15 protein-coding genes and 1 pseudogene are annotated in these 24,653 nt (G+C 64.8%); 7 read left to right on the top strand and 9 right to left on the bottom strand.

The features are described from left to right. Nucleotides 1-43 precede the first annotated feature (43 nt). From ACW18C_RS05650 to ACW18C_RS05635, 4 genes are read left to right on the top strand one after another with little or no spacing between them, the layout of a single operon-like run. Nucleotides 44-745, top strand: coding sequence for a TetR/AcrR family transcriptional regulator (locus tag ACW18C_RS05650; protein WP_292148599.1), 702 nt, complete (start codon nucleotides 44-46; stop codon nucleotides 743-745). A 53-nt stretch (nucleotides 746-798) separates the two neighbouring features. Next, nucleotides 799-1,989, top strand: a complete 1,191-nt coding sequence (locus ACW18C_RS05645) for a serine hydrolase domain-containing protein (protein ID WP_492073330.1) — start codon at nucleotides 799-801, stop codon at nucleotides 1,987-1,989. 34 nt (nucleotides 1,990-2,023) lie between these two features. Continuing rightward, nucleotides 2,024-3,340, top strand: a complete 1,317-nt coding sequence (locus ACW18C_RS05640; RefSeq protein WP_492073328.1) for a spinster family MFS transporter — start codon at nucleotides 2,024-2,026, stop codon at nucleotides 3,338-3,340. Continuing rightward, nucleotides 3,340-4,977 (top strand): carboxylesterase/lipase family protein, encoded by a 1,638-nt coding sequence (locus ACW18C_RS05635; protein WP_492073327.1) that lies wholly within the window; start codon nucleotides 3,340-3,342, stop codon nucleotides 4,975-4,977. The genes ACW18C_RS05640 and ACW18C_RS05635 overlap by 1 nt, the downstream gene beginning before the upstream one ends. Nucleotides 4,978-5,124: 147 nt before the next feature. Here ACW18C_RS05635 and ACW18C_RS05630 read toward each other — a convergent pair whose 3' ends face one another. Next, nucleotides 5,125-5,589: a CHASE3 domain-containing protein gene (locus ACW18C_RS05630; RefSeq protein ID WP_492073325.1), complete on the bottom strand. Its 465-nt coding sequence runs from the start codon at nucleotides 5,587-5,589 to the stop codon at nucleotides 5,125-5,127. Between the two features lie 722 nt (nucleotides 5,590-6,311). Here ACW18C_RS05630 and ACW18C_RS05625 point away from each other — a divergent pair. Next, nucleotides 6,312-8,312 (top strand): SGNH/GDSL hydrolase family protein, encoded by a 2,001-nt coding sequence (locus ACW18C_RS05625; RefSeq protein ID WP_492073323.1) that lies wholly within the window; start codon nucleotides 6,312-6,314, stop codon nucleotides 8,310-8,312. Between the two features lie 344 nt (nucleotides 8,313-8,656). On the opposite strand, the pseudogene ACW18C_RS05620 reads toward ACW18C_RS05625, so the two are convergent. The 7 genes and pseudogenes from ACW18C_RS05620 to ACW18C_RS05590 form a co-directional block, all read right to left on the bottom strand. After that, nucleotides 8,657-9,381 (bottom strand): annotated as a pseudogene (locus ACW18C_RS05620) (IS5 family transposase). A gap of 190 nt (nucleotides 9,382-9,571) precedes the next feature. Then, complete coding sequence (gene bglX, locus ACW18C_RS05615; RefSeq protein ID WP_492073321.1) at nucleotides 9,572-11,893, bottom strand: beta-glucosidase BglX; 2,322 nt, start codon at nucleotides 11,891-11,893, stop codon at nucleotides 9,572-9,574. 42 nt (nucleotides 11,894-11,935) lie between these two features. Next, on the bottom strand, nucleotides 11,936-13,354 hold the full coding sequence (locus ACW18C_RS05610) for a mannitol dehydrogenase family protein (RefSeq protein ID WP_492073320.1): 1,419 nt from the start codon (nucleotides 13,352-13,354) through the stop codon (nucleotides 11,936-11,938). Between the two features lie 110 nt (nucleotides 13,355-13,464). Then, on the bottom strand, nucleotides 13,465-15,807 hold the full coding sequence (locus ACW18C_RS05605; protein ID WP_492073318.1) for a TonB-dependent receptor: 2,343 nt from the start codon (nucleotides 15,805-15,807) through the stop codon (nucleotides 13,465-13,467). Between the two features lie 88 nt (nucleotides 15,808-15,895). After that, entirely contained in the window at nucleotides 15,896-18,580 is a 2,685-nt protein-coding gene (locus ACW18C_RS05600; RefSeq protein WP_492073316.1) for a glycoside hydrolase family 2 TIM barrel-domain containing protein, read from the bottom strand. A gap of 64 nt (nucleotides 18,581-18,644) precedes the next feature. Further along, nucleotides 18,645-19,859, bottom strand: coding sequence for an MFS transporter (locus tag ACW18C_RS05595; RefSeq protein WP_492073972.1), 1,215 nt, complete (start codon nucleotides 19,857-19,859; stop codon nucleotides 18,645-18,647). Nucleotides 19,860-20,021: 162 nt separating this feature from the next. Next, a complete protein-coding gene (locus ACW18C_RS05590) occupies nucleotides 20,022-20,765 on the bottom strand; it encodes a FadR/GntR family transcriptional regulator (protein WP_492073315.1) in 744 nt (247 codons plus the stop codon). Nucleotides 20,766-20,912: 147 nt separating this feature from the next. Between ACW18C_RS05590 and manD the strand changes: the two genes are divergently transcribed. Together manD and ACW18C_RS05580 are read left to right on the top strand one after the other, a co-directional pair. After that, nucleotides 20,913-22,121 carry a D-mannonate dehydratase ManD gene (gene manD, locus ACW18C_RS05585; protein WP_492073313.1) on the top strand — a complete coding sequence of 403 codons (1,209 nt, stop codon included), beginning with the start codon at nucleotides 20,913-20,915 and terminating at the stop codon, nucleotides 22,119-22,121. Nucleotides 22,122-22,138: 17 nt separating this feature from the next. Continuing rightward, entirely contained in the window at nucleotides 22,139-23,164 is a 1,026-nt protein-coding gene (locus ACW18C_RS05580; protein ID WP_492073311.1) for a PfkB family carbohydrate kinase, read from the top strand. A 36-nt stretch (nucleotides 23,165-23,200) separates the two neighbouring features. Here ACW18C_RS05580 and uxaC read toward each other — a convergent pair whose 3' ends face one another. Beyond that, a complete protein-coding gene (gene uxaC, locus ACW18C_RS05575; protein WP_492073310.1) occupies nucleotides 23,201-24,616 on the bottom strand; it encodes a glucuronate isomerase in 1,416 nt (471 codons plus the stop codon). Nucleotides 24,617-24,653 lie beyond the last annotated feature (37 nt).

Raw genomic sequence — 24,653 nt, 5'->3', positions numbered from 1 at the left:
GCCCCGTCCTCAGGGAGCGCCTCAACGCCCCGAGGCCCAGATCATGACGACCCCGCCCCGCAAACCGCGCCGCAAGGCCGAACAACGCGCCGAGAGCCTGGAGCAGCTGCTCGACGCCGCCGAAGAGCTGTTCTCGCGGCACGGTTTCTACGGGGTGACGATCAAGGACATCGCCGACAAGGTCGGCGTCCACAAGTCTCTGATCCACTACTACTTCACCGACAAGCAGGACGTGTTCGACAAGGTCATGGCGCGCCGCGCGCCGGTGACCAGCGGACGCCGGATGGAGGCCCTGGACTCCTATGAGACGGCCGCCGCCGGCAAGCCGACGGTCGAGGGGGCGCTGCGCGCCTTTCTTGACACCGACCTGGACACCTACTCCACCGGCGGCGACGGCTGGCGGCATTTCGGCGCCCTGAGCGCCCAGATCAACAACACCCCGGCCTGGGGCGCCGAGGTGATGGACCGCCTTTACGACCCTGTTGTCCTGCGTCTCATCGAACTGCTCAAGCAGGCCATGCCCGATGCGCTCGATGAGGACATCTTCTGGGGCTACCACTTCGTCACCGGCGCTCTGACCCTCAGCCTGGCGCGCACCGGCCGGATCGATCACCTGTCCGGCGGCAAATGCCGATCCGACGACTTCGAGGCGATCAAGGCCCGGATGGCGGCCTTCATGGCCCACGGCTTCATCGGGGTCTGCCGCGACCGCGCCGAGGAACGGCGAAAGCAGGCCCGCGAATGAGCCCCGGCGGCCTCCCGTTCGCTTCGACGCCCGAAGCTCTCGGTTTCGATTCCGTGCGTCTCGCCCAACTCGACCGCTACATGGCGGGCATGGTCGAGACCGGGATGGTCGCGGGAACCTCCACCCTGCTGATGCGCCACGGCCAGGTCGCCGCCTTCACCACCTTCGGCAAGGGGCGGCTGGACGACGAGGCGCCGCTGGGCCGGGACGCCATCTTCCGCATCTATTCCATGACCAAGCCGGTGACCGGCGTGGCCATGATGATCCTGTTCCAGGAGGGGCGCTGGACGCTGGACGACCCCGTCACGGACCATCTTCCCGAGCTGAAGGGCCAAAAGGTCTTCGCCGGCGTCGCCGACAACGGAACCCTGCAGACCGAGGCGGCCATCCGCCCGCCGACGATGCGCGAACTGATGAGCCACACCGCCGGCTTCGGCTATGGCCTGTTCGAGGTGCACCCGCTCGAGCGCGCCTATCGCGAGGCGGGCGTGATGACCGCCGCCAGCCACGAGGACCTGCTGGCCCGCGCCGCCCGGATCCCGCTGATGTTCCAGCCGGGCACGGAGTGGTTCTACTCCATCGCCACCGACCTTCAGGCCCTGGTGGTAAAGCGGCTGTCGGGCATGAGCTTTGGCGACTTTCTGCGCACCCGCATCTTCGAGCCCCTCGGCATGATCGACACCGGCTTTCACGTGCCGGCGGATCAGGTTCACCGGCTGGCGGAAATGTACCGCGACGACGGGGCCGGCAGGCTGAAAGTCGCCGCCGAGGCCTTCGACATGCCCATCAACGACTACACTCGCCCGCCCCGTTTCGAGAGCGGCGGCGGCGGCCTGGTGTCGACGGCCGTCGACTACGCCCGCTTCTGCCAGATGATCCTGAACCGCGGAGAACTGGACGGGGTTCGCATCCTGAATTCCGAGACCGTCGATCTGATGGCGACCAACGTCATCCCCGAGGCGGTGCTCAAGACGACCAATCCCCTTCGCCTGCTGCCCTTCAATCCGGCGTTCGGCTTCGGCCTGGACTTCGCCATCGCGATCGATCCCCAGGCGCTCGGCATGGCCGAAGGCCGCGGCACGCTGAGCTGGGGCGGGGGCGGCGGGACCTGGTTCTGGATCGACCCCACCAATGATCTGATCTTCGTCGGCATGATCCAGCGCATGGCCGATCCCGTCAGCAACGAATTCCGCGCCCAGGCGCGGGCCCTGACCTACGCCGCCCTGACCCATCCCGAGAAATAGACGAGCCAGAAGCTCGCTTCACCGAGGAAACGACATGAGTGCAACGCCGATCGAATCCGAAGGCCCGCCCGCCGCAATCACACCATCGGTCGGCCGGCGCGCCTGGGTCGCGCTGGGGGTGCTGTGGTTCATCTATGTTCTGAACTTCCTGGACCGGCAGCTGCTCTCCATCCTGGCAAAACCGATCCAGGATTCGCTGCACATCACCGATGGACAATTGGGCCTGCTCGGCGGCCTGTATTTCGCGTTCTTTTACTGTTTCATCGCCATCCCCGTCGGATGGCTGGCCGATCGGACGAACCGCGTGGCCGTGGTCTCCATCGCCTGCGGACTCTGGAGCGCGGCGACCATGGCCTGCGGTCTGTCGCGCACCTTCGGCCAACTGGCCGTTTCGCGTATGGCGGTCGGTTTCGGCGAGGCAGGCGGCGTGCCGCCGTCCTACGCCATCATCACCGACTACTTCCCTTTGGGACGCCGCGGCATGGCGCTGGGTCTGTTCAATCTCGGCCCCCCCGTGGGTGCGGCCCTGGGCATCGCCTTCGGGGCGTCGATCGCCGCCGCATTCAGCTGGCGTGACGCCTTCATCGCCATCGGCGTCCTCGGCCTGATCGTCGCCGCCCTGACGCCGGTTCTCGTCAAGGAGCCGAAGCGCGGCGGACTGGACCAGGCGACGGGTGCGGCGCCGCTCACCCGGGCGCCCTTCTGGGGCACGGTGCGCATGTATTTCTCAACCCCTACGCTGGTTCTGGCGGCGCTGGGCAGCGGCGCGACCCAGGTGATCACCTACGGTCTCGGCAACTTCTCGGTTCTGTTCCTGATGCGTGAAAAGGGCATGACGCTGAACGACGTCGCCCTGTGGTACGCCCTGCTGGTGGCCGTGTGCATGGGCGGGGGCATCTTCGCGTCGGGATGGCTGATCGACCGGTTCACGCGGCGATCCAAGAAGGCCTATGCGCTTTTGCCGGCCATCTCGCTGACGCTCGCCATCCCCTTCTATATCGCCTTCGTCTGGGCTCCCTCCTGGCCGCTGGCGCTGGTTCTGCTCTGTGGACCGACCTTCCTGAACTATTTCTACCTGTCGTCATCGGTCGCCCTCGTCCAGGAAGAGGTGAAGCCGAACCAGAGGGTCATGTCGGGCGCGCTTCTGCTGTTGGTCATGAACTTCATCGGGATGGGCCTGGGTCCGACCTATGTCGGCGCCGCCAGCGACTATTTCCACGCCGCCCATCCGGACAACTCGCTTCAGGTCGCCCTCTACACCCTGACTCCCTTCTATGTCGTGGCGATCAGTCTGTTTCTGTGGCTGGCCAAACTGCTGGGCCGCGACACGTCAAGAGAAGGAGCCGTCTGATGTTCCGCCAACTCGTTTCAACATGTGCGGCCCTCGCCTTCCTCGCCTCCATCGCCGCCGGCTCTCCGGCCACCGCGCAGACGCGTCCCGTCGTGACAGCACCGGCGGGCGCCGTGCGCGGCATGACAGAAGCCGACATCGCCAGTTTCAAGGGCATTCCGTATGCATCGCCCCCTGTCGGGGCGATGCGCTGGCGGCCGCCCTCTCCGGCTCCCGCCTGGAGCGGCGTTCGCGACGCCAGCCGATACGGGTCCGCCTGCATCCAGCCGACGCCCCGCGTCCAGTCGATCTATTCCGCCGATCTCGGCCCGACCAGCGAAGACTGCCTGACCCTGAACGTCTGGACGCCGTCTACGACCGGCAAGGCGCCGGTCATGGTCTGGATTCACGGCGGGGCGCTGGTGACCGGCTCCAGCAAAGAAGCTTTGTATGACGGCGCCCGTCTGGCCCGCGAAGGCGTGGTGGTGGTGTCGATCAACTACCGTCTCGGCGTCCTGGGCTGGCTGGCGCATCCGGAACTGAGCGCGGAGAGCCCCGCAGGCATATCCGGCAACTACGGCCTGATGGACCAGATCGCTGCGCTCGAATGGGTGAAGCGGAACATCGCGAGCTTCGGCGGGGATCCGGACAATGTCGCCATCGCCGGCGAGTCGGCCGGCGGCCTGAGCGTCCTCTATCTGATGACGTCGCCGCTCTCGCGGGGCCTGTTCGACCGGGCCATCGCCCAAAGCGCCTACATGATCTCCACGCCGGAACTGAAACAGCCGCGGCACGGGGCGCCGGCGGCGGAGGCGGCCGGCGCCGCCCTCGCCCGGACCCTTCAAGCGCCCAGCCTGCGCGCCCTGCGGGGGATGGACGCCCAGGATATTACCGACCGTGCCGCACTCGGCGGCTTCGCCACCTTCGGCGTCGTCGATGGCATGATCCTGCCGCGTCAGATCGTCGATGTGTTCGACCGGAACGAACAGGCTAAGGTCCCCGTCCTGGCGGGCTTCAACAGCGGCGAGATCCGATCCCTGCGCATGCTGGCTCCCGCCGTTCCAGGCGGCGCCACCGACTATGAGCGCACGATCCGCGACCGGTACGGCGATCTAGCGGAAGAGTTCCTGCGTCTCTATCCCTCGTCCGACATGGAGGAGAGCATCCTCGCCGCCAGTCGCGACGCCCTCTACGGCTGGACATCCGAGCGGCTCGTCCGTTCACAGACGGCGGCCGGCCAACCGTCCTTCCTCTACCTGTTCGACCACGGCTATCCCGCTGCGGACGCGGCGGACCTGCGGGCGTTTCACGCCAGCGAACTGCCGTACATGTTCGGCGCCCTGAAGCGCACGCCGCCGCGCTGGCCCGAAATACCGGACAATCCGGAAGAGGCGCGTCTCAGCGACGCAATGGTCGCCTACTGGACCAGCTTCGTACGCGGCGAAGCGCCGCATGCCGACGGAGCGCCCGCCTGGCCGCCCTACGGGTACGACGCGGCCTTCCTGCGGTTAGACGACGTGCCGACGGCGGAAACAAACCTGTTCCCCGACATGTTCGAACTTCACGAAGCCGCCGTGGAACGCCGCCGTAACGCTGGCGACCAGCCGTGGAACTGGAACACCGGCCTGGCTTCCCCTAGCCTCCCTCCATCCCTCTAATAGCCAATCATAAGGGCCATACGGAGCGGATGACAGGTTTCGGTCCTCAGAACCGGTTGGTTGGGACCATCGGAGATACGATGATCATCGCGCAGCAGCTTCCGACCGGTAAGGCGTAGCCTCTCATTGAGGCCGGCCAAGTGGCGTTCAACAGCGTACACTCGACCCTTCTTGCAGCCGCCGGCGCGCTTCTCCTAGCGCTAGCCTTCGGTGCTTCTTCTGCTGAAGCCTCGCCCAGTCATGGCGCTTGACCTCTTTGAGGTTGGCCTGCTGCGCTGGGTCGCGCGAGGTCACTTCGGTGAGGATTGCAAGGTCACGGTCCATTGCGGCCACGGCGTCTTCGTAGGGCTCAAGATAACGGTCTTGGCCCGTGAGAAGGTAACCGCGCTGTCCCGTTTCGGCGTCCTGCACGGTCGACAGGACCTGGTCTATGGCCACCAGCGCAGTATGGCTTCCAACCACCTTTTGACTATTGGCGCGCAGGCCCTGAACGTTGAGGTAGGCGACGACGCCGCTAATCAGGAAGAAGGCGAGAACGAGCACGACGCCCACTCCGACCCAAATTTCGACCTTCGATCGAATGCGTCCAACGCCATGCTGCGTCTGAGCCAAGCTCGCTCTCCAACCCGAAAAGTTCATTCCGCCCGTCCATAGCTGCAAGCCACAGCTTGGCAAACAGTGCTGAGGACGCCACCGATGTTTTCATAATTTCCCTGACCGAAAACGGACGTCACTAACCGCCCCTTTGAGTCGAGGCTGTGTAAAAACTCTTCTCCGCGAGAAATGGCCGCAAAATTCTGCGGATACACAATAATATTCGGCAGAATATTCTGATTTTGATCCTCTATTTGCAAGTAAAAGCAATATAATTGCTGAAGAATCTGATTGCTTCGAGTTTCTACACGGCCTCAGTCAGGAGCGGCGGTAGCGCCCAGAGTCTCAGAAGGGTCGCCGTCAGGCGCGGCAGGACCCAGAAGAGCATGATCATGTGGCCAAGCCGAGAGCGAATGGCCGCCCGGTTTGCGTAGCTAGAGTCCACGCCCAGGATCACGCGAGGCCCGCCAGCTGTAGCCGCGGCCCGCCTCAAGCGGGCGATCCAGCTCCGCTCCCGAGGGTACCAGAGTGGCGTGTTGCCGCAGTGCATCAAGAGCGGTCATTGGCGTTTGGCCGTAGAGCAGACATTCGAATTACGCCCCGCCTCGACCACTGTCCTCAAGTTGCTATCAGTCAAACAGTTGAGCCAAGCGCCGCCTCGAATGTCGCCACGCGATCATTAGAGATTGCCATAAGCACAACCTGATGAGATAACGACGTTCCGTATTGAGGAGCCGGACATGCGCTTCATTGTGGTCGCGACCATTGTCGTCGCCTTCTTCGCCACTTCGGCCCAGGCGCAGGTCATCGAGTGGCAGGTCGAAAACCGATTCCGGCTGTGGGATCGCGCTCGGGTTGATGAAGGGGTGGTGAGCCTAGACACCCTTCTCCAACAGGTTCGAACGGCACCCGACGCGACCGGCGTCGAACGAGCAATAAGACGGTTTCTGGTGACGCAACCCGACCTGATCCACAAATCCTACTGGCGACCCGATTTCGAAACCTACGACTGGGAATATATCTGGCCGACCCGGTATGAGGTGCGACTGGGAACGCTCAAGATGGACGGCGAGTGCACGTGGTCGTCATCGACCGGCACCCTCGGCGAGACCGCGGCGCCTTGCGGAAAATCCATCACCATCGTCCTGCCCGCGCGTCCGGACGGCGGTGGGGCGATATCGGCCAGGGTTCAGGTCACCAACGGGTCAGTGACCTTCCAGACGGAGATCGCGGTCACGGACCGGGTGATCGCCTCGATCGGGGATTCCTTCGCTTCCGGCGAAGGCAATCCCGATCAACCCATGGATCTGCTGAGACTTCCCCGTGAGTTCTCGACCTCTGGGGACTGCAACCCCGCGAACCCGCAGGCCCGCAACTGGGCCCGCAATAGGTTTGTCTGCTGGGACGCCGATTGGCAGGACCGCTGGGTGGGACGCCGGCCGGTCATGAGCGCGGGCGGCGGCGCCCAGTGGTGGGATCCGCGTTGCCACCGCTCATTTTACTCCCAGCACATGGTGGCGGCGCTGCGCTACGCCGCCACTCATCCGCAGGAGGCAACGACCTTCATCACCTATGCGTGTTCCGGCGCGGAGACCTTCCAGGGGCTGCTGACACGTCAGAGCACCCCGCCGGGCTTCAAGGAGAGCGTGGCCTTACGGCGTTTGCATTATCCCCAGGTGGAAATTCTCATCGCCAACCTGTGCCCGATCCGCCCGGGTAACGCCACGCAGACCGGCCCGGTGGCGTCCTACAAGAACCTTGGCCGCCCACTTTCCGACCATACCCTGCAATGTCTGGCAGGCGGTCAGCCTCGGCGTATCGACGCCCTTCTGGTGTCGGGTGGCGGCAACGACATCGGCTTCGGGCCCGTGATCCAGGACGCCCTGTTGCCGCAGTTGACGGATGTCGACGGCCTTGGCCGTCTCGTCCTGAGGCGGCTGCGGAGCGGCGGTGCCCTGCCCCCGACCGAGGCGAAGGCGCGTATCGAGACCCATCTCCCCGATCACTACGCGCAATTGCGCGGACGCCTGAGGGCGGTGCTGCCGGAAGGAACACCGATCCTGCAGACCGTCTATCCCTCCCCTCTCCGCGGCGACGACGGCGAACTCTGCGGCGGCTCCGAGGACGCGATCGCCCTGAGAGCCATCGGCGGTTTCTGGCCGGATCGACATCTGTCTCGAGATGATCGGTGGCAGATGCACATTTCGGTCGACGAGGCGCGCACGGCTGAAGACCTCGTGGTACGGCCGCTGAACGCTGCCATCCGCGCCCACGTCATCGCGGGCCAGAACGACGGCTGGCGGCTGGTCGATGGTTTCGAGCCGGCCTTTGCTCGTCGAGGATGGTGTGCAATGGCGGCGGCTGACACCCCTCTCGGCATGCCGAACTGGAGCCCCGGAGACGCAAGCTGGAATGCGTGGAGGCCTCAAAATTGGTCGCCTTATCATCAAAGGGCCAGGCTGTTCCGTACGCCTAACGACGCTGCAATGACGCAGCAGCCCGTTACGACCAGGCGGCTGCTAGCATGGTTTGCCCCCTTCGGAAACAGCCGGATCGACCAGCAGCAGGAAAGCCTTCTCTCGGCCATGTCGGGATCCTTCCATCCCACGTTCGAAGGCCATGCGATCATGGGCTGGGCGATGGCGCAGACGCTTGACGTCGCCCTGTCGCCTCCCGCTGATACGGACGTTGCGCAGGCCGCACCCGTATCGACTGGGGGACCTCATCCGCCCAGGCCGTAATTCATCGCCGGTTCCAGATCACCTGGTTCCACCGACAGCCGATGCACCGCTTCGATCTGTGTGGTCCTGACCCACAACGTCAAAAGCGGGCCAGCTGAGCCTCAGCTGTAAAAGGCAGCCATCGACTTCTTGGAAATGCCGCTTAAGCGCAGAGCGGCATCATCTCTTTCTCTTGGGTCCGGAACGCGCCAGAAGCGGTCATGGGAGCCTTGCCGCAAATGCGACACTCCGCCGAAAGAGGCACCTGCGAGGAGGCCTTAGTGATATGGAGCCCGACCTGGCAGATCGCGTCCCTGCGAAAGGTGGGAGCTCCCTGCTCTCTCATGACGCCCTAGGCTCAGGACTCATAGCCAGAAGAGCGCGGTTGCGGCGACGGCTATGGCGGACAGGAAGACGGTTGGGCAGCGATCGTAGCAGGTTGCGACCCGTCGCCAGTCTTTCAGGCGCCCAAACATGATTTCTATCCGGTTGCGCCGTTTGTAGCGGCGCTTGTCGTAGCGGATGGGCTCGTTGCGTGACTTACGTCCGGGAATGCAGGGAGTGATGCCCTTTGCCTGCAAGGCGTCCCGGAACCAGCCGGCGTCATAGCCCCTGTCGCCCAGCAGCCATTGCTGCCCGGGGCAGGCTGTCCAGCAGGGCGGCGCCGCCGGTGTAATCGCTGACCTGGCCCGCCGTCATGAACAGGCTGATCGGGCGGCCGTTTGCATCGGTCACGGCATGAAGCTTGGTGTTCATGCCGCCCTTGATGCATCCGATCAGCCGCCCGAGGCCCCCTTTTTTACCCGCAGGCTCGAAGCCGTGCGGTGTGCCTTCAGATAGTTCGCATAGATCATGACGGTACGGCGTTCAGTCTGAGCCCCGGACAGGCCCTCCATCATCCGCATGAAGACGCCAGCCTCGCTCCATCGCTTCCAGCGATTGTAGAGCGTCTTGTGTGGCCCATAGGCCGCTGGCGCATCACGCCAGCGCAGGCCGTTGCGGTTGACGAAGATGATCCCGCTCAACACCCGGCGGTCGTCAACGCACGGCTTGGCGTGGCTCTTGGGGAGAAGGGCTCCAGCCGAGCCATCTACTCGTCCGTCAGCCAATACAGGTCACTCATGGTCCAGAATCGTCAGGAGCCTGAATCAGATCGTACGCTTCACATCAATGGGCCCTGAGCCTAACCAAACGCCTGAGAGAACAGACACGCTTCAAGTCCCCTCGCCAAGGACGACATCCAGGGAAAGCCGAGCGGTCCCTGGATGGGCCAGTGTCGATCAGGGAACGACTTCAAAGGCTGTGTGCAGCTCAGCGTTGGAATCTCCGCCCACCCACACATCGAACTTGGCGGCGTCGACCACCCATTTCCTGTCGGCCGCGCTCCAGTATCGCAGTTCCGCTTCGCCCAGGGTGAAGGTCACGGTGCGGCTTTCACCCGGCGCAAGGGTCAGGCGTTGGAAGCCCTTCAGCTCTCGGATGGGCCGGGTCGCCCGGCCAGACTTCTGGTGGATGTACAGTTGCGCCACCTCATCGCCGGCGCGGTCCCCGGTGTTGGTCACCGTCGCCGTGATCTCGATGGGCTGTCCGAGACCGACGGAGGGCCGGGCGACCTTCAGGTCGGAGAAGGCGAAGGTGGTGTAGCTGAGCCCGTGGCCAAAAACGTACAGCGGCGTCGACGGGACGTCCCAATAGCGTTTCCCCGCGTCATCCGGCGCCTTGGTCGTGGCCTGGGAATAGTAGACCGGGATCTGCCCCACGCTGCGGGGCCAGGTCATGGGCAGTTTGCCGCCCGGATTGACGTCGCCAAACAGAGCATCGGCCACCGCCGCCCCGCCCTCGGTGCCCGGGTACCAGACCTCCAGGATCGCCGGGACTTTCTCAGCAGCGTCGGCGATATCGAGCGGGCGCCCGTTCATCAGAACGACGACCACGCGTTTGCCCAGGGCTGTCACAGCGTCCAGCAGGCGCTGCTGCTCGCCCGGCAGGGTGAGATCCGTCCGTGACGCCTGCTCGCCGCTCATCAGCTGGGTTTCGCCCAGCACCATCACGACCACATCAGAGTTGCGCGCAAGCTCCACGGCGCGCTCGAACTCCTGCGGCTTCTGGTCGTCGGTCCAGGCGGCCGGTCGCGGACGAAGCCTGGCCAGATCCGGCATGATTTCGAACAGCGACGGGAAGGTCCGTTTGAGCTCGACGCCTGGCGCGGTCTGAACCACGCCGTTCGTCCCGACCCGATCGCGGATGCCCTCGTAGATGGAAATCGTCTCATTGGGATCGTGTGCGAAGACCCAGGAGCCGAGAGTGTCGTCCTTAGAGTCCGCCATGGGGCCGATCACCGCGATCCGTTGGCCCGCAGCCGGGTTCAACGGCAGGGCACGGTCGTCGTTCTTCATCAGCACCAGCGAACGGGCGGCGGCCGATCGCGCCTCCGCTCGGTGTGTCGGGTCGGCCAGAACGCCGGCCGTCAGGGAAGCATCGACGTAAGGATTTTCGAACAGACCCATCCTGAACTTGGCGATCAGGATGCGACGCACGGACTCATCCAGGACCGCGACAGGAACCTTGCCGTCATGGACCGCCTGGACGAGGTTGGCGTAGGCGGCGTCGCCCAGCGCCATCTCCATGTCGTTGCCGGCGTTCATGGCGCGAACGGCGGCGTCCGCCTCGTCGACGGCGAAGCCCTGGGCCGTCAGGCTTTTCACGCCGTTCGCATCGCTGACCACGAAACCCTTGAATCCAAGCTGGTCGCGCAGGACGTCGGTCAGCAGCCACTTGTTGGCGGCGGCGGGAACGTCGTTGATCTCCATATAGGCGCTCATGACATTGCCGGCGCCGGCGTCGATCGCGGCCGCGAAGGGCGGCAGATAGACGTTGTAGAACTGGCTGTCCGACACGTGGACGGCGTCATAGTCACGCCCGCCTTCGGACGCGCCATAGGTGGCGAAATGCTTGGGCCCGGAAATGATGTGGCCTGGCGCGCCGATCGTTTCGCCCTGGAAGCCGCGCACCTGAGCCCGCGCCAAGGCGGAGGCGAGATAGGGATCTTCACCCGGTCCCTCGACGATCCGGCCCCAGCGGGGATCGCGCGTGACATCCAGCATAGGCGCAAAGGTCCAATGGATGCCGCTGGCGCGCGCCTCGTTGGCGGCGACGGCCTGTGCACGTTCGGCCGCCGGTGGGTCCCATGACGCCGCCATGCCGATCGGTACGGGGAAGATGGTCCGCAGGCCGTGGATTACATCGAACCCGAACAACAGCGGGATGCCCAGTCGGCTCTCTTCCACCGCGACACGCTGCAACCTGTTGATCACATTGACATCTGTGACGAAGAGCAGCGAGCCCGCCCCGGCGCGAACCTTGGGTTCAAAGTTCGCCGGGTCGCCGAACATGAAGAACTGGCTGACCTGGGCCGCCTTTTCATCCAGCGTCATGCGGGCGAGAAGCGCGTTCGCCCGCGTCGTGGCGTCGGCCTCGCTGACCGGCTCCGCAGCGGCGTTCGGGGCCGCCACGGACGCCGCCGTCGCACCGGCTGCGGCGGCCGAAAGCGTCAGGACGCAGGCGGCCAGGACGACCATTCTGGACTTCTTGGAGTAACGCATCGGTTTCCTAACCTGGGTTGCAGAGCGTGGTGTGTAGAGAGATCAGCCGGTTCGGCCTTCGTCGTGGATGAACTCTGTCAGGCGCGCGAGATTGACGGGCGACGCCGTCCAGTGGGCCGACAGCAGGCCGCCGCGCCCGAACAAGGCCGCAGCGATGTCCTTGTCGCCGGCCTGCCCCCACAGGCCGGCGAGCCGATCCGCCAGAGGATCGACAACCGGACCCCGGTCTCCGCGGACGAAGACCACCCAGGCCGCCAGCGCTTCGAGCGTGGCCGGGCAGGATCGATCGGCAGCCTGATGATGCGCGAGCACCGGCAGCCACCGCTGCACGATCTTCTCGGACCCATCCCTGGCGATCTGATCGAGCCGGTGATTGAGCGCGGGATTGGCGAACCGTTCGATGAGCCGATCCGCATAGGTTTTCAGGTCCTGGCCCGGTGTCGGAGACAGGCTCGTCGCCGCCTCCGTCCGCATCAGGCGTTCGACACGTTCGGCGATGCGGGGATCTCGGATGGCCTCATGGACAAACGTCCAGCCCTCGCCCAGCCCGATATAGGCCAGGGCCGAGTGGGCGCCGTTCAGCATTCTCAGCTTGGCGGTCTCGTATGGAGCCACATCGCCGACGAACTGCGCGCCACCGGCGTCCCACCGTGGCCGGTCGCCGACGAACGCGTCCTCGACCACCCACTGCGAAAAGGGTTCGGTGAAGACGGCGGCGTGGTCTTCGACGCCCAGCCGCGCCTTCAGCTCGTCACGGTCAGCCGCCGTGGTCGCAGGGACGATGCGATCGACCATGCTCAAGGGGAAACGGCATTCAGCCCGCGCCCACGCCGCAAGTTCGGGATCAGCGGCGAGCAAGAACTGATCAAGCCACGCCGCCAGCCGCTTGCCGTTGGCGGCCAGATTATCGCAGGACAGAACGGTTAGCCCCCGCCGTCCTTCGGTCTTTCGCTCACGAAGCGCGCATCGCAGGAAGCCATAGATGCTCAGCGGCGGCCCCTGCCCGTTCAAGTCCGCCGCCACCGTCGGCGAAGCCAGGTCGAGGTCTCCCGATGGTCCGGCGAGGTAGCCCGCTTCCGTCACCGTCAGCGTCACCAAACCCGTGGTCTCAGCCGCCAGGGCCCCGATCACGTCGCGCGGCGACTGGGGTGCGAACAGGACATCGTTGACGGATCGGACCAGCCGCGTGACCGCCGCCTCGCCGGACCGTTCCGTCACGGTGAACAGGCCGTCCTGAGGGGCCAGTTGGTCTCGCGCCGTCGAGGATCGCAAGGACACACCCAGGATGGCGGCCGCGGAATCCCCATGTTCAAGCGCCGCGTCCGCATAGACGGCCTGGTGTGCGCGATTGAAGGCGCCGGTCCCGAGGTGAACCACGCCCGGCGTCCGTGGCCGATCATAGACGGACCGCAATATGCGGGCGTCCAGTATTTCGGCGTAAGCATTGCTGAGGCGCGTCACGTCACAATCCTTCGGGCGTCCAAGGATGTCGGGCGCAACGCAGCGACTGATCCGAACATCGAAAAAGCAGCCCGACCCTAGAGGGCCGGGCAGTTTCAGGAGAAGTCGTCCTAGAAGCGCGCGCGGGCGCGGATGCCGAAGTAGCGTTGCGATGCGCGCGGCAGGATTTGCGACACGGCGTCGGCTACGCTGTACCCGCCGCCCAGCGCCGTGGTCGAGGCGCCCGTGGCCGGAATGATCGACGTCGAGTAGTGCTGGTCGAACAGATTGTTGACGAACACCGTCACGCGGTAGCGCGAGTCCGGCGCGCTCTCGAAGCTGACATTGCCGTTGAAGACGCCGTAGCCTTCCTGTTCCTGACGCGGATTGTCGCCAAGGGCGAAGTTCACCGCCGTCCGGTATGCCCATTCGCCAGAAATCGCGGCGTTGAACGGCAGGCTGGGCAGATCCAGGTCATAGGTGCCCGCGATCGAATATTTGAACTTGGGCGAGTTGGTCAGGCGTTTGCCGGCCAGATTCTGAACCCCGGTAAGAGCCGTCGGGCTCGGATTGAGGTCGCGGCAGCCCTCGGCCGCCGTCTGGCCGTTGTAGCAGGGCGCATTGGGGAAGTCGGTGACCTCGGCGTCGATATAGGCCGCGGACACGTCGAACCGCAGTTTCTCCGTCACCCGCGCGGCGCCGTCCACCTCAACACCCCGGCTTCTGACGCTGCCGACGTTGCGCAGGCGCGCGACGAATGTGCCCGGCGCGGCGGGGTCTTCCTCGATGCTCTGGGTCTGGAAGTCGGAATAGTCGGTCCAGAAGCCGGCGATGTTCGCCTGGACACGGCCGTCCAGGAAGCGCCCCTTCATCCCGACCTCATAGGCGTCCGAGGTTTCAGCATTGACCGGCCGCGCGGCCTGGGCGGGGGTGAAGCCGCTGCTGACGTCAAAGCCCTGTCCCTTGTAGCCCGTGGCGATGGAGGCGTAGGCCATGATGTCGCTGGTCAGATCATGCCTCAGCGCGACCTTATAGGTGGTGCGCTCTTCGCTCGCGTCGCCGCTGCAGGTGAACCGGCAGGTGGTCGCCGTGGCGAGCTGGTTTGTGAAGTCGACGCCGATGTCTTCCGAGTTCCAGCGCAGGCCCACATCGACATGGGTTTGCGGCGAGAAGTCATAGGTGAACTGACCAAAGGCCGCATAGGTGGTGTTGGTGACGCCCGCCGCGAAGTTGGTCGGATAGGTGGGGCCGCGGACCAGCGTTCTGTCCGTCTCGGAATCCGAATAGAACAGGCCGAGCAGATAGTGGAAGCGATCACCCCCCGTAGAGGCAAGGCGCAGCTCCTGGGACAGGCTGGTGGTGTGGAAGCTGGACCGTTGGATGATGCCGTCCGGCACCGGGGCGCTGTTGGGATTGTTGGCGTCGGTCAGGGTCGGCGTAGCGATATTGTCGAAATCCTCGCTGAAGTCGTACTTCCAGTCCTGATAGCTGGTGATCGACGTCAGGGTCGCGGCGCCGAAGTCATACGATCCCTTCACGGCGAAGATCTCGGACTCGCTGTGGTTCAGGGGTTCAAAGTTGATACGGACCTTGTAGTTGTCCGGTCCGATCTGGATGTCGGCCAGATTGCCGGACAGCGGAGAGCCGATAATGCGAGCGCCCGGCGTCGCCTCGCGGAAGGAGCGCACATTGCCGTTGACGTCCGATTCCGAATGGCTGGCGGTCAGCGAAAGAAAGAGTTGGTCGGTGGGCTGAAGGTCCACACGGGCGCGAATCCCCCACGCATCCTCGCCATTCAGCATATTGCCGGTGGTCAGGTTTTTGAGATAGCCGTCACGCTCTGACGTATAGGCGTTCAGCCGGAAACCGGCGCGCTCGCCCAGCGGCCCGGCGATCGATCCCTCGAGCCGCGTCTCCTTGTCGGTGGTGGCGGCCGCCGTCAGCGAGCCGCTGAGATTGGCCGTCGGCCCCTGGGTCACAATGTTGATCGCGCCGGCCGAGGCGTTCTTGCCGAACAGAGTGCCTTGAGGACCTCGCAGCACCTCGATACGGGCGATGTCCGCCAAGGGGGAGAAGGCCTGCGCCTGTTGGACCAGCGACACGTCGTCGACGACGGCGGCCACGGCGGACTCGATGCCGATGCTGAAGGCGGACGTGCCGATGCCGCGAATATTGATGCTGTTGTTGGTGGCCTGACCGGATTCTGTCACCGTCAGGCTGGGCGCCAACCGCGCCACATCCGCCACTTCCGCCACGTTGCGGTTTTCCAGGGTCTCGGCCGTCAGGGCCGTCACGGCGACCGGAACGTCCTGAAGTCGCTGCTGACGCTTCTGAGCGGTGACGACTACTTCATCCAGCGCATAGACTGCGGAATCGTTCGTCTGTGTTTGAGCGGCGGCGGCGTCCTGAGCCCAGACCGGAGCCGCAAGGCCCGATAGGGCCGCTGACGCAAGGAGCATGGATGTGTAGCGCATATTGGTAAACCCTCCCGTGTGCATTTGTGCACTTATTGGTATGACCAGTTAAGCTCGTTTGGTGCGGCCTGTCCATATTGGACAGCAATCATTTTTTCACGACCTCGATCGCTGAAACCAAGGCGTCGCCGCGCGTGGGGGCGAACGACAGGACGATCTGATCATCTCGGGCGGTCACGTCGAACTTGCGTTTGACGACTTTCAGAACCCCGCCCGCTGCGGTGTTGACGTCGAATCCGGCCAGGACGGTGTCGCCATTGGCGCGGACGTCGAACAGCCGCTCGCCCGGCCCCGCCGCGGGCTCCAGGAAGGTCAATGTGACCTCGTACGTCCCGGCGTCGACCGGCACGACGTAGTCGAAGGTTCCGGTCCGATAGGATTTGATGAGCGCCGGGTCATCGCCCTCGACAGCAACGGGTGTGGCGGGCCTGAAACCGACCGGCGCCGGATCCGCCGAGTCGGCGCGACCACCGCTGAAGAAGTTGTCCGACCCGAACCGGCCCGACACGCTCGGCGCGGCCAGGATGGCGCCGCTGTCGATGCGCACCGCGCGAGCGACGTCCTCGCCCAACGTCCAGCGGACATCGTCGCGGACCTCCCTGTCTGCGAACCGCCCTACGGCCTCCACCGTATTCACGCCCGGCGACAGTTTGACCGACCAGACGCAGATGCGCATTGGGCAATCGGCCTGAGCCGTCAGCGTCTGGCCGTTCAGCACCAGCGCAGTCGACGCGGCGTTAGAATAGACCCTGACATCTGCGTGCTGATAGGCCCTGTCGGTGTAACGCGAACCCGTGACGTGCACCGTCGGATTGGACGACCAGTTCGCCCGATAGAAGAAGAAGGCGTCCTTCTTGATCTTGCGGTCGTAGGTGATCAGCCCCTTGGTATTGATGTCGTCCGCGTCACCCTCTCGCCGGATGGTCGTCGCGAAATCAAAGCCATTCCACAGCCAGGTTCCCCACAGATAGTCGCGCGACGCCAGGATCGACCAGGCCTGTTCGTGAATGTAGCTTTCGTACTCCTCGGGCTGCGTGCGACCGCGAGAGTCGATGGGACCGCCCAGAGGATTGTCCGTGTGCATCGTCGTCGCCCCGCCGGCGCCGTACTCCGTGATCGCGGTCGGTTGTTCGGGACGGCGAAGACGGATTAGATCCAGCGCGCCCGAAAGCTCGGAAGGCTGATCATAGTACCAGCCGTAGTACAGGTTCATCCCACCCAGATCCGCCGCGACGGCGGTCCTGGGAACGGTCACCTCCTCCGCGAAATGGCGCGCCTCGCAGCAGGTGGCCAGGGCCGTGTGCCGGCTTGGATCCAGCGCCTTGGCCAGGTCGTCCAGCTCGTGGAGCAGCGGCATGGGATCGGGAAGCGACGAGGCGTCGCCGGTCAGGAAGATCGGCAAGGAGTTTCCGAAATCGACCTCGTTGGCGATGCCCCACACCGAGACGGAGGCGTGGTTGCGGTTCTGCTGGATCAGTTCCGTGAGCTGCTGACGCGCATTGGCCCTCAGACCTTCGCTGGGCTCCTTGGCGCCCCCGAGCGTCCATACGCTGACGAGGGGAATTTCGTCCCAGACGATCAGCCCGTAACGATCCGCCAGATCGTGCACCGTCTGCCCGTGCTGGTAGTGCGTCAGCCGTAGCGAGTTCACGCCCATGTCGCGCAGCATGGCGACATCTTCTTCGATGTCGGCCGGCGTTACGGCCCAGCCCTTGCCCTCTCGATCCTGGTGATAGCCGGCGCCGACCAGCCGCACCTTCCGCCCGTTCAGCAGAAAGCCCTGCTCGGGATCGACCAAGATTTGCCGCACGCCGTAAGGCTGATCCACGCGGTCGATCACCGCACCAGTGGGGTCCATCACCTCCGTCCGCAGCGTATAGAGATAGGGATCCGCCACGCCCTGCCACAGACGAGGCCGGGCGACCGTGATCGTGCCCTTGAACACGCCCGACGCATTCGCCGTCAGCAACTGCCGGCGATCCACCTCGCCTTGAACCCGCCCCTCGGCATCCACCAGGGCGACCCGCACGGTCGTCGCCTGATCGCGGGCGCTGTCGTTGCGCAGCCGGACCTCGACGTCGATCTGCGCCTGATCCGCCGCGATCGAACGCGTCGTGGCGTAGGCGCCGCTGCCGCCGGAATCCATCATGTCGATATGGACGGGATGGGTGGCGATCAGGCTGACCGGACGATACAGGCCGCCGTGAACGAAGAAGTCCCCGGCGAGCGGAAGGCTGTCCGCCGTCGCGGCGCCGGGCTGGGGCTTGGTATTGTCCGTCTTGACCACCAGAATGTTGTCCTGACCGGGCTTCAGCGCCGACGTGGCGTCCAGCCGGAACCGTGAGAAGGCGCCGTCATGCGCCCCCAGACGGTGCCCGTTCAGCCAGACCTCGGCGGTCCGGCTCGCCGCATCGAACTGCAGCCAGGCCTTGGCGCCTTCGAACGAGTCCGGCGCAGTGAAATGCAGCCGATACCAGCCGACGCCCTGTTCCCGATTCACCGTCTCCGGGGTGTGAATATGGGCCTCTGGATTGTTCAGATAATAGCCGACACGGTTCCAGGTGTGGGGGACTTCGACGGCCTGCCAACCGCTGTCGTCGAAAGCGTCTCCGACGACGTTTTCCGGCGCCTCTCCGTACTGGAAACGCCATCCTTTGGCGAGAGAAACCACGTCGCGCTGTTCGGCCCGTGCGGCCGCCGACGCCTGGGCCAGGACCGGTGAAGCCAGGGGCAGGACGAGCAGTCCTGCGGCGATCGCACTGTACCGTTTCATGGACGTGTTCCCTCTGCTTTTGATTGGAAGCCGTTGCTCATGCCGCGTGAGCACGCGTCGTTCGTCAGACCTTGGCCGGTTCGTACTTCGGCGTGATCAGGTGCACGACCAGCAGGGCGATCAGATAGGCCGAAGCGGCCACGACGAAGATGGGCGTATAGCTGCCGATCTTTTCCAGAACGTAGCCGGCGTATTTGGCCATGGCCATGCCGCCGATGGCGCCCAGCATGCCGCCGATGCCCACGACCGACCCCACCGCAGAGCGCGGGAAGACGTCGCCCGGCAGAGCATAGAGATTGGCCGAAAAGCCCTGGTGCGCCGCCGTCGCCAGACCGATGACGCCCACAGCGACCCAGAGATTCGACGCCATGGCGGCGAAGGCCACCGGGACCGCGCACAGCGCGCAGATCAGCATGGTGATCTTGCGGGCCCTGTTGACGCTCATGCCGCGATGCATGAGGCGCGAAGACAGCCAGCCGCCGCCCACCGAACCGACGTCCGACAGCAGATAGATAGCGACCAGCGGCGGGCCGAAGGTCTTCAGGTCCAGTCCGTAGGTCTTGCCCAGGAAGTCCGGCAGCCAGAACAGGAACATCCACCAGATCGGATCGATCAGGAACTTGCCCAGCGCATAGGCCCAGGTTTCCTTGACCGTCAGCAGCTTGGTCCACTTGACCTTCTCGACGACGTCGGCCGGATCCTGCTCGATATAGGCCAGTTCGGTGGCGGACAGGCTCTTCTGCTCGCGCGGGCGGCGGTAGACCAACAACCAGATCGGCAACCAGACCAGACCCAAGGCCCCGGTGATGACGAAGGCCATCTTCCAGCCGAAGGCCAGGACCAGGCCCGGAACGATCAGGGGGGTGACGATGGCGCCGATGTTGGTGCCGGCGTTGAACAGGCCTGTGGCCAGCGCGCGTTCCTTCTTGGGGAACCACTCGGCGACCGCCTTGAGGCCGCCGGGGAACCCGCCGGCCTCGCCGACGCCCAGCACCATCCGCGCCATCATGAAGTGCGACAGGTCACGCGCGGCGCCGTGCAGGATATGGCCGACCTGCCAGATGCCGAAGGCGACGCCCAGTCCCCAGCGAGCCCCCACCTTGTCCATGATCCGACCCCACAACAGGTAGGCCACGGCGTAGGACGCCTGGAACCAGAAGACGATGTCGGCATAGTCGGTCTCGGACCAGCCGAACTCGGCCGACAGAGTCGGCTTGAGGAAGCCGATCATCTGACGGTCGACGTAGTTGATGACCATGGCCGCAAACAGCAGCCACATGATCACCCAGCGGTACTTGCCCGGCGACGGCGCCTTGATCCGAATCGGACTCGTCTTGACGTTCACTTTTGGCCTCCCCCTGATGCGCCCGGTCTTGCTGCCAGCTCACGCGAGATGACCAAAGATAAATTAATGGTCAGGCCAATTGCAACGACTTTAACATTAAAGCGACAATGCGCGACCGAAACGCTCGCGAGTCGAGGCGACCGAGCGCCGCGCGTTTTCCATGGCCTTCTCTTCCGTCGCGAACAGCAGGTGCTCGATCACCTGACCCAGATGGGCGCGCATCGCAGCCCGGGCTCTCTGCGGATCTCGCGTCTTCAAGGCCTCGACGATTTCCTGATGCTCCTCCACCACCGGCCGCACATTGGCGGTGCGAGCCTTTTCATGAAGAAGGGCGCAGGCTGGCGAGGCGGAACGCATGCGCCACAGTTCCTCGACCATATGGACGATCGCGGAGTTGCGCGTCGCCGCAGCGATCACGCGATGGAATTCGCGATCCGCACGTTCACTCACCCCCGGCATGCGGTTCTCATCCGCAATTTCGTTAACCAGCTGTTGTAAAAGGTCTATCTCGTCATCGGAGATTGTGGTCGCCGCCAGCGCGGCCGCCTCGCCCTCAACGAGAAGCCGCCCTTCAGTCAATTCGAACGCCGTCACGCCGAAGCCCGGCTGGTCCTCCACGCCTGGCACGCGCACCACATAGGCCCCCGAGCCGATCCGAACCTCGACGAAGCCTTGGACCTCCAGGGCGATCATCGCTTCGCGAACCGCCGGGCGGCTGACGCCGTAATCGCTCGCCAACTCGCGCTCCGCCGGCAAGCGGTCGCCGACCTTGAACTTGCCCTGCACCAGGTCGTCGAAAAGCATCTTGGCGAGCTTCTGGTAGAGGCGATCGTGCGACACGGGCGCAGCCTGAGACGCCAAGGGCTCGCTATTCAATTTTCCCATGGCTGCACTCCCGAGGTTGCAAAAATGGCCTTACCAATATCTTTCGGATTGGAAATGGCCGTGCTATTCCCATGGTCATAACAGTGAGAAGCCTGCGCCGCCATGAAGATCGTATCCGCCAAAGTCATCGTCACCTGCCCCGGGCGTAACTTCGTGACCTTGAAGATCCAGACGGATCAAGGGGTATACGGCGTCGGCGACGCGACGTTGAATGGCCGCGAGCTGGCCGTGGTCTCCTATCTCGAGGACCATGTCGTCCCCTGCTTGATCGGCATGGATCCGCGCCGGATCGAAGACATCTGGCAGTATCTCTATCGGGGAGCCTATTGGCGCCGCGGGCCGGTCACGATGCGCGCCGTGGCTGCAGTGGATGTGGCCCTGTGGGACATCAAGGCCAAGATGGCCAGCATGCCCCTTTACGATCTGCTGGGCGGACGCAGCCGCGACGGCGTCATGGTCTATGGCCACGCCAACGGCTCCGACATCGCCGAGACCGTCGATGCGGTCGGCCACTATATCGACCTGGGCTACAAGGCCATTCGCGCCCAGACGGGCGTTCCCGGCGTCAAGGACGCCTACGGTGTTGGACGGGGCAAGTTGTTCTACGAACCGGCCGACGCCGCCCTGCCCTCCCTGACCGGTTGGGACACCCGCAAGGCCCTGAACTACGTCCCCAAACTGTTCGATACGCTGCGCAAAACCTACGGCTTCGACCACCACCTGCTGCACGACGGTCACCATCGCTACACGCCCATTGAAGCCGCCCAACTCGGCAAGGCCCTGGAGCCCTACAGCCTGTTCTGGCTCGAAGACGTGACCCAGGCCGAGAACCAGGAAGCCTTCAGGCTGATCCGTCAGCACACGACCACGCCGCTGGCCGTGGGCGAGATCTTCAACACGATCTGGGACGCCAAGGATCTGATCCAAAACCAGTTGATCGACTATATCCGCGCCACGATCGTCGGCGCGGGCGGCGTCACTCATCTGCGGCGGATCGCTGATCTGGCCAGCCTGTACCAGATCCGCACCGGCTGCCATGGCGCCACCGACCTGTCGCCCGTGACCATGGGCACGGCGCTGCACTTCGACACCTGGGTCCCCAACTTCGGCATCCAGGAATATATGCGCCACACGCCCGAGACGGACGCCGTCTTCCCGCACGACTACAGTTTCGAGAACGGCTTCCTGCATGTGGGCGACACGCCCGGTCACGGCGTCGATATCGACGAGGCCGAAGCCGCGAAATATCCTTACAAGCCTGCCTATCTGCCGGTCGCACGCCTCGAAGACGGGACGATGTGGAACTGGTGACGGCGCCCCCCTCTCCAATGCGCCGCATCCTCTGTTTCGGCGAGATGCTGCTGCGGTTTTCGCCCAATCAGAACGAACTTCTGATGCAGTCCCCCGCCCTGACGATCCGCCCAGCGGGGGCCGAGGCGAACGTCGCCGTGTCGCTGGCCCGCTTCGGCGCAGCCGTGGGCATGGCGACGGTCCTGGCCGACAACGCCTTGGGCCGGGGCGTGCGCGACGAGATACGCAAGCATGGCGTCGACACCTCGCAGGTCGTGTTCAAGTCGGGCCGGATGGGCCTGTATTTCCTGACGCCCGGGGCCGTGCGTCGGCCGTCGGAGGTGCTGTACGACCGCGCCGACTCGGCCTTCGTCCAGCATGTGAACACTGCATTCGACTGGGATCAGTTGCTGGACGGGGTCGAATGGTTGCACGCCTCGGGGGTGACGCCCGCGACGGGACCGAACGGCTCGGCCGCCGCCGTGGCCGTCATTGAGGCCGCCGTCCGCAAGGGCGTCAAGGTCAGCTATGACGGCAACTTCCGCAGCAAGCTGTGGGAACAGTGGGACGGCGATCCGCCCGCGACGCTCGGCAAGATGCTGGCCGGCGCCACGGTCGCCTTCGCCGACGACCGCGACTTCGCCCTGGTGCTGAAGACCCGGTTCGACAGCGCCGATCCGGTCGTACGGCGTCGCCAGGCCGCCAAGGCCGCCTTCGCCGCCTTCCCCCGCCTACAACGCATCGCCTGCACCCTGCGGGTTCAGGAGAGCGTCGCCGACCAGGCTCTGTCGGCGGTGATGCTGACCCGCGACGGGGACAATGTGATCGAGACGAACGCCCAGGCCATCCACATGACCGGCGTCGTGGACCGTGTCGGCGGCGGCGACGCCTTCGCTTCCGGCGTCCTGTTCGGCCTATGGAGCGGTTGGCCCGACCAGGAGGCGCTCGATTTCGGTCTGGCCGCCGCCGGCCTCAAACACTCCGTCCCCGGCGATTTCAATCTGTTCTCGGCCGACGAGGTGCGCACGGCCATGAACAATGGCGGGTTCGATATCCGCCGCTGAAATCACTGGCCGATATCAGGTGTCGAGCCCCCCGGTTCACAGCTTGTAGGCCGCCTTGACCAGACCATAGGTCAGGGCGTGGGCCAGTTCGTGCGCCTCGCCCTCCTCCATCCGGTGCTCAGTCACCAGTTTGGCCAGGAAGCCGCAGTCCATGCGCCGGGCCACATCGTGACGGGCCGGGATCGACAGGAAGGCGCGCGTGTCGTCATTGAAACCGACAGTGTTGTAGAATCCGGCCGTCTCGGTGACCTGTTCGCGGAAGCGACGCATGCCCTCGGGGCTGTCGTGGAACCACCAGCTGGGCCCCAGCTTCAGCGCCGGATAATGGCCGGCCAGAGGCGCCAGTTCGCGGCTGTAACTGGTCTCGTCCAGGGTGAAGAGGATCAGGGTCAGGCGCGTGTCCGATCCGAACCGGTCCAGCAGCGGCTTCAACGCCCGGACATAGTCGGTGCGGGTCGGGATATCGCAGCCCTTGTCCCGACCGAAGCGGTTGAAGACCGTGGCCGAGTGGTTGCGGAAGCTGCCGGGGTGCAGCTGCATGACCAGCCCGTCCTCGACCGACATGGCGGCCATCTCGGTCAGCATCTGGCCGCGAAACAGTTCGGCGTCGGAGGCCGAGGCCGGGGCGGTCGAAACCCGAGCGAACAGGGCCTCGGCCTCCGCCTTTGACAAGTCGGCGGTGAAGGCGGTCGGATGGCCGTGGTCGGTCGAGGTGGCGCCCATCTCGATGAAGAAGCGCCGACGATCGCGCAACGCCTGCAGATAGCCGTTCCACGACAGGGTGTCTCGGCCGGTCTGTTCGGCCAGGATCTTCAGATTCTCGCGGAAGCCCTCATAGTCCGGGTCCAGCACAGGGTCGGGGCGATAGGCGGTCAGCACCCTTCCCTTCCAGCCCGAGGCCTTGATGGCCTTGTGGTGCTCCAGCGTGTCGAGCGGGCTCTCGGTCGTGGTCAGAACCTCGATATTGTAGCGGTCGAACAGGGCGCGGGGCCTGAAGGCGTCGGTCTTCAGCGCAGCGTCGATGATGTCGTAGTAGTGATCCGCCGTCTCCGCCGACAGGCGCACGTCTATGCCGAAGGCCTCGGCATAGACCCAGTCGTGCCACAGGCGGGACGGCGTGCCCCGGAACAGGTGATAGTTCTCGGCGAACCTGCGCCAGATCTTGCGGGGATCGGTCTCGACCGGGCCGCCGTCGGCGCGCGGAACCCCCAGGTCCTCCATCGGCATCCCCTGCGAATGCAGCATGCGGAAGACATAGTGGTCGGGCGTGATCAGCAGCTCCGCCGGATTGGCGAAGGCCTCGTTCAGGGCGAACCAGCTGGGATCCGTGTGGCCGTGCGGGCTGATGATCGGCAAGGCCTTGATCTCGGCATGCAAACGGCGCGCGACCGTGCGCGTGTCGGCGTCGGCCGGAAACAGGCGATCGGGATGGAGCTTGAGCGGATGAGTCATGACACGTCTAAAATTGGTCTTACCATTTAAAGTGTGT

This window comes from Brevundimonas sp. FV1ye7S (assembly GCF_058680995.1).
This window is presented reverse-complemented; position numbering and strand designations above follow the sequence as displayed.

Bases quoted from the DNA above. Each gene is read 5' to 3' on its own strand.
- ACW18C_RS05650 (WP_292148599.1), top strand. From the start codon at position 44: ATGACGACCCCGCCCCGCAAACCGCGCCGCAAGGCCGAACAACGCGCC.
- ACW18C_RS05640 (WP_492073328.1), top strand. From the start codon at position 2,024: ATGAGTGCAACGCCGATCGAATCCGAAGGCCCGCCCGCCGCAATCACA.
- ACW18C_RS05635 (WP_492073327.1), top strand. From the start codon at position 3,340: ATGTTCCGCCAACTCGTTTCAACATGTGCGGCCCTCGCCTTCCTCGCC.
- ACW18C_RS05625 (WP_492073323.1), top strand. From the start codon at position 6,312: ATGCGCTTCATTGTGGTCGCGACCATTGTCGTCGCCTTCTTCGCCACT.
- bglX (WP_492073321.1), bottom strand. From the start codon at position 11,893: ATGCGTTACTCCAAGAAGTCCAGAATGGTCGTCCTGGCCGCCTGCGTC.
- ACW18C_RS05605 (WP_492073318.1), bottom strand. From the start codon at position 15,807: ATGCGCTACACATCCATGCTCCTTGCGTCAGCGGCCCTATCGGGCCTT.
- ACW18C_RS05600 (WP_492073316.1), bottom strand. From the start codon at position 18,580: ATGAAACGGTACAGTGCGATCGCCGCAGGACTGCTCGTCCTGCCCCTG.
- ACW18C_RS05595 (WP_492073972.1), bottom strand. From the start codon at position 19,859: ATGTGGCTGCTGTTTGCGGCCATGGTCATCAACTACGTCGACCGTCAG.
- manD (WP_492073313.1), top strand. From the start codon at position 20,913: ATGAAGATCGTATCCGCCAAAGTCATCGTCACCTGCCCCGGGCGTAAC.
- ACW18C_RS05580 (WP_492073311.1), top strand. From the start codon at position 22,139: ATGCGCCGCATCCTCTGTTTCGGCGAGATGCTGCTGCGGTTTTCGCCC.
- uxaC (WP_492073310.1), bottom strand. From the start codon at position 24,616: ATGACTCATCCGCTCAAGCTCCATCCCGATCGCCTGTTTCCGGCCGAC.